The organism is Actinophytocola xinjiangensis (genome assembly GCF_001921215.1).
Taxonomy (GTDB): domain Bacteria; phylum Actinomycetota; class Actinomycetes; order Mycobacteriales; family Pseudonocardiaceae; genus Actinophytocola; species Actinophytocola xinjiangensis.
The window spans coordinates 37,049-42,633 of record NZ_MSIF01000029.1; the positions used below are offsets into that span (position 1 = coordinate 37,049).

General features: G+C 73.7%; 1 protein-coding gene. It reads right to left on the reverse strand.

Annotation, left to right across the window (positions count from 1 at the left end; all coding sequences use genetic code 11):
* Positions 1–4: 4 nt before the first annotated feature.
* The gene (locus BLA60_RS45060; RefSeq protein ID WP_425427125.1) at positions 5–5,527 is read right to left on the reverse strand and encodes a beta-ketoacyl synthase N-terminal-like domain-containing protein; all 5,523 of its coding nucleotides are present in this window, start codon (positions 5,525–5,527) and stop codon (positions 5–7) included.
* Positions 5,528–5,585: the final 58 nt, after the last annotated feature.

Consider the following 5,585-nt stretch of genomic DNA (forward strand, 5'->3'; position numbering starts at 1 on the left):
GAGGTCACTGACCCGGCCGTCGCCCCAGTTCGTTGTCGATGAAGGCGAGCAGGTCCGAGGCGCTCGCCGTGTTCAGCTTCTCGGCCATGTCGGCGTCCCCGGTCTGGTCGCCGGAGTCGCTCACCAGCGCCAGCAACGCCCGCAGTCGTCCGCTCACGCCCGCCTTCGTGACCTCGTCGAGCTCTCCGGCGGCCAGGACCGACTCGACCCGCGCGAGGTCGCCGAGCACCACGCCGCCCGCGTCCGGAGCCGCCTGCCCCGCCTCGCCGATCGCCGCCAGCAGTTCGGCGGTGACGTACTCGGTGAGCACGGCCGGGGTCGGGTAGTCGAAGACCAGGGTCGCCGGCAGCGGCAGGCCGGTGGCGGCGGTGAGCCGGTTGCGCAGTTCGCCGGAGGTCAGCGAGTCGAACCCGAGCATCCGGAACTCCCGTCGCGGATCGATCGACCTCGGCCCGCCTCGCCCGAGTACCGCCGCCGCGGCGCCGCGCACCACCTCACTGACGAGCTTGCCTCTGCCCGCGTCGTCCAGCGCCAGAAACCGTTCGGCCAGCTCCTCCGCCGAGCCGCCGACGTCCGCCGCGAGGTCGCGCAGCACAGGCAGGTCCGCGTGCTCGCCGGGGCGCGGCACCAGGACCGGCTCGACCGAGCCGAGCGCGACGTCGAGCCGCGCCGGGTCGGACGGCCCGGCCAGCACGGTCGCGGCCAGACCGGCGGCACGCCGCAGGCCGGCGATCGCGTCGAGGACCGCGCCGTCCGCGCTGCCGAACACGCCCGGGTCGGGTGAGAGCAGCACGAACGCCGACAGGTCCCGCCCGGTGGTCAGCTCGTGCAGATGCCAGGCCACGGTCGTCGACGGACCGGCGTGCACGATCGCGTCCGGGGCCACCTCGTCGATCAGGGTGGCCAGTTCGTCGCGGCTCGTGGCGTCGGTTCGCACGGCCCGGTCGTCGAGATGACCGGTCAGTCTCCCGTGCGGGTCACCGGTGACGAGCACCGCGCCGTGCGCCGGACGGGGCACGGTCAGCACGAGCTTGCCGACGTGCTTGGCGTTGCTCATGTGCCGGAACGCGTCGCGTGCCGCGCGCACGTCCCACGCGCGCACCGGCAGCGTGGCGATCGCGCCGGAGGCGAACAGCGCCACCAGTTCCTCCAGCATCTGCCGGATTCGGGCCGGGTCGACCTGACCGAGGTCGAACGCCTGGTAGGAGATGTCGGGCAGCGACGCCGGGTCGCGCAGGTCGGTCTTGCCCATCTCCAGGAACCGCCCGCCCCGGTCGAGCAGGTCCAGTGACGAGTCGATGAACGACCCGGTCAGCGAGTTGAGCACGACGTCGACCTGGCCGAACTTCGCCGAGAAGCCGAGATCGCGGGAGGACGCGATGTGGTCGTCGCTCAGGCCCAGCTCGCGCAGGGTTTCCCATTTGGACTCACTGGCGGTGGCGAACACCTCGGCGCCGGCGTGCCGGGCGAGTTGGATGGCTGCCATGCCGACACCGCCCGCGCCCGCGTGCACGAGCACGCGCTCACCCGGCTGGAGCCGTGCGAGGTCACCGAGGGCGTGGTGCGCGGTGAGGAACACCAGCGGCACCGAGGCCGCGGTCCGGTCGTCCCAGTCCGCCGGTGTCCTGGTCAGCAGGCGCGCGTCGGTGACGCCGACCGGGCCGAAACCGCCGGGGAGCATGCCCATCACGCGGTCGCCGACCGCGAGGTCGGTGACGTCCCGGCCCGTCTCGATGACGACGCCCGCCGCCTCGGAGCCGAGCGGGCCCGCCTCGCCGGGGTAGCGCCCCAACGCGTTGAGCACGTCACGGAAGTTCATTCCGGCGGCGCGGACGGCGACGCGGACCTGGTGTGGCGCGAGCGGCGCGTCAGCCTCCGGGTGGGGCACGAGCGCGAGATCGTCGAGGCTGCCCCGTTGCCGGGTGTCCAGCCGCCACGGCCCGACGGCGGGAGTCGCTAGCGTCGTGACCGGCGCGAGCCGGGCAAGGGTGGCCACCCCGTCGCGGACGGCGACCTCGGTCTCCCCCGCGGCCAGCAGCGCGGGCACGGTCGCCATGGCGGTCTCGTCGAGCACGCCGTCGAGCAACAGGAACCGGCCGGGGTGGTCTCGCTGTGCCGCGCGGACGACACCCCACGCGGCGGCCGCCGCAGGGTCGGTGACCGGGTCGACCGCGCCCTCGGTGCGCACCACCAGACAGGAGCTGGCGAACCGGGGGTCGCCAAGCCAGGTGCCGACCAGTCCGGCGGCCCGCTCGGTGACGCGCGCGATGGCGTCCAGGTCCGCGCCGCCGTCGAGGGTGTACGCCACCAGTTCGGGCACCGGGCCCGCCGCGAGGGTGGCGAAGTCGGGGACGTCGGTGCCGACGACCGCCCAACCCGCCTGCGCCGGGGCGACCTCGGCGGGCAACCAGTCGACGCGGTACAGGTCGTCGGCCGCCGTACGGGGCAACGGCGCGGACAGTGTCCGTGCGCGTAACGCGAGCGAGCTCACGGTGAGCACCGGCTCACCGTCGTGCGCCACCGCGGCCACCTCGAAACTGTTCTGGCCCAACGGGGCCAGTCGCGCGCGCAGCGCCCGGGCACCGGGAGCGTGCACGGTCACGCCGCGCCACTCGAACGGCAGGTGCGCCTCACCCAGCTCGGCCACGAACACGTCCGCGTGCAGCACGGCGTCCAGCAGCGCGGGATGCACGCCGAACATCTCGGTGGCGCCGGCGGCCTCCGGCAGCTCGACGTCGACGTACACCGCGCCGTCGAGCACCCAGGCCGCCCGCAGGCCACGGAACGCCGGACCGTAGTTGATGCCCGCCTCGATCTCGCCCACCGAGTGGTAGAACTCGCTCACGTCCACGGGCGTCGCGCCGGGCGGCGGCCACTGCGCGACCGACAGCGCCGGCGGCGCCACGGGCGCGGGGGCGAGCACGCCGGTCGCGTGGTGGACCCAGCCGTCGTGCCCGGCACGCGCGTGGATGTCGACCGCCCGCCTGCCGTCGGGGTCGGGTGGGGAGACGATCACCTGTACGCCGTACTCGACGCCTTCGGCGAGCGCGACCGGCACCTGGAGCACGAGGTCCTCGACGGTCGCCAGGCCGACCTCGGCGGCGGCCCGACCGGCCATCTCCAGCAGGGCGGAGCCAGGCAGCAGCACCTGGCCGCCGACGCGGTGGTCGGCGATCCACGGGTGTGTGGCCAGCGACAGCGTGCCCGACAGCACGGTGACATCGGTGGACGCGAGCACGAACGTCGCGTCGAGAAGCGCGCGCCCGTCCGGGGCACCGAAGGCGGGCCACCAGCGCCGCGACTGGAACGCGTAGGTGGGCAGGTCGGTGTGTCTACCGCCGATGCCGGCCAGTACCGCCGTCCAGTCCACGGTGGACCCGAGAACGTGCAGGCCGGCGAGCGCGGCGACGAACGCTCGTTCCTCGCCGTCCGGCCCCTGCGGCCCGAGGGTGAGGACCGCGGTGGCTCCAGGGACCTCGGTGACCGGACGCCAGGTGAGCCAGTACTCGGCGGAGACGAGGTCGCCCTCGGTGATCCCGAGTGGCACGCGCGGGGTCGAGAACGTCAGTTTGTCCAGCAGGGAACGGAAACCGGCGAGCAGGGGGTCGGCGGCGTCGGTGAGGTGGAGATCGACGAGGCGTCCCTGTGCGACCACGAGCATCGCGGCCTCGCGCAACGAGAGCGCCCCGGCGACGTGCGCGGCGGCCACCGAGTGCCCGGCGACGTACTCCGGACGCAGGCCAACGGACTCGGCGAGCCGGAAGAGCGCGACCTCGACGGCGAACACGGCGGGCCGGGCCACGGTCTCGGTCTCCAGCGGCGCCGGGTCGGTGCCCCACATCGCCTCCCGCAGACCGGTGGACAGCAGCGGGTCCAGCTCGGCGCTCACCTCGTCGAACACCGAGGCGAACGCGGGGAACCGCGCGTACAGTTCACGGCCCATGCCGGGACGCTGGGTACCCGCTCCCGGCAACAGCACGCCGAGTTCGCGGTGGGTGGCGGTTCCCCGTGCGAGAACGGTGTCGCCGTCGAACACGACCCGGTGGGCCAACGCCGTGCGGTGGGCGAGGGTGTGGGCCACGTCCCGCGCGGACGCGGGCCCACGGTCGGCGCCGCGCAGCCGTGCGATCTGCTCGGTGAGCGCCTCGGCGGTGGCGCCGGAGACCACGAACGGCAGGACCTCGGCCCGCACGGGTTCGGTGTCGGTGTCGGTGTCGATGTCGTCGGGGCTGGGCGCCTGTTCGAGGATCACGTGCGCGTTCGTGCCGCCGATGCCGAAAGCGGAGACCGCGGCGCGTCTGGGCCGGTCGAGACCCGGCCACGGTCGTCGGCTCGCGGCAAGCGCGATCCCGCCCGTCCAGTCCACAAGGGATGACGGGTTGGCGACGTGCAGGGTCGCGGGCACCACACCGTGGCGCAGGGCGAGCACCATCTTGATGATCCCGGCCACCCCGGCGGCGGCCTGGGTGTGCCCCAGGTTCGACTTCACCGAACCGACCAGCAGTGGCGTCGCCCGGTTCTGGCCGTAGGTGGCGAGCAGCGCCTGTGCCTCGATCGGATCGCCGAGCTGGGTTCCGGTGCCGTGAGCGTCCACCACGTCGACGTCCGCAGTGGACAGTCCGGCCGACGCGAGCGCCTGGCGGATCAGCCGCTGCTGCGACGGCCCGTTCGGCGCGGTCAGCCCGTTGGACGCGCCGTCGGAGTTCACCGAGGAGCCGCGCACGACGGCGAGCACCGGGTGGCCGTTGCGCCGCGCGTCGGACAGTCGTTCCAGCACGAGCATCCCGACGCCCTCGGACCAGCCGATGCCGTCGGCCTCCTCGGCGAAGGCCTTGCACTGACCGTCCGCTGGAACTCCGCTGTGGACGAAGCTGGTCGAGGTGGTCAGGACGGTGGCCCCGCCCGCGAGCGCGAGCGCGCATTCGCCGTCCCGCAACGCCTTCGCCGCCAGGTGCAGGGTCACCAGTGAGGACGAGCAGGCGGTGTCGACGGTGACCGACGGTCCCTCCAGACCGAAGGTGTAGGACAGCCTGCCGGAGATGACGCTGGCCGCGACCCCGGACCCGTCATCCTCGGCCAGCTCCTCGGTGCCGGACTGGCGCGCGGCGAGCAGCACGTGCCGGTAGTCCTGTCCGTTGGTGCCGACGAACACGCCGGTCCCGCTGCCCCGCAACGACTCCGGGTCGATCCCCGCTCGTTCGACCGCCTCCCAGGACACCTCGAGCAGCTGCCGCTGCTGGGGGTCCATGGACAGCGCCTCGCCGGGGGCCACGTCGAAGAACTCGGCGTCGAACGACGCGGCGTCGGCGATGAACCCGCCCCTGGCGTCCAGCGTGGGGTCCCAGCCCCGGTCGGCCGGCAGCGGGCCGATGCCGTGCTCACCACGGGTCAGCAGGCCCCACAGGTCGGCCGGGGACCGCACGTCGCCCGGGAACCGGCAGGCCATGCCGATGATCGCGACCGGCTCGTGCCGTACGTTCTCGGCCTGCGCGAGCCGCTGCCGCGTCTGGTGAAGGTCCGCCGTCACCCATTTCAGGGCTTCGACGAGCTCGGCTTCGTCCGCCATGTCCTACCTCTCCCGTCGC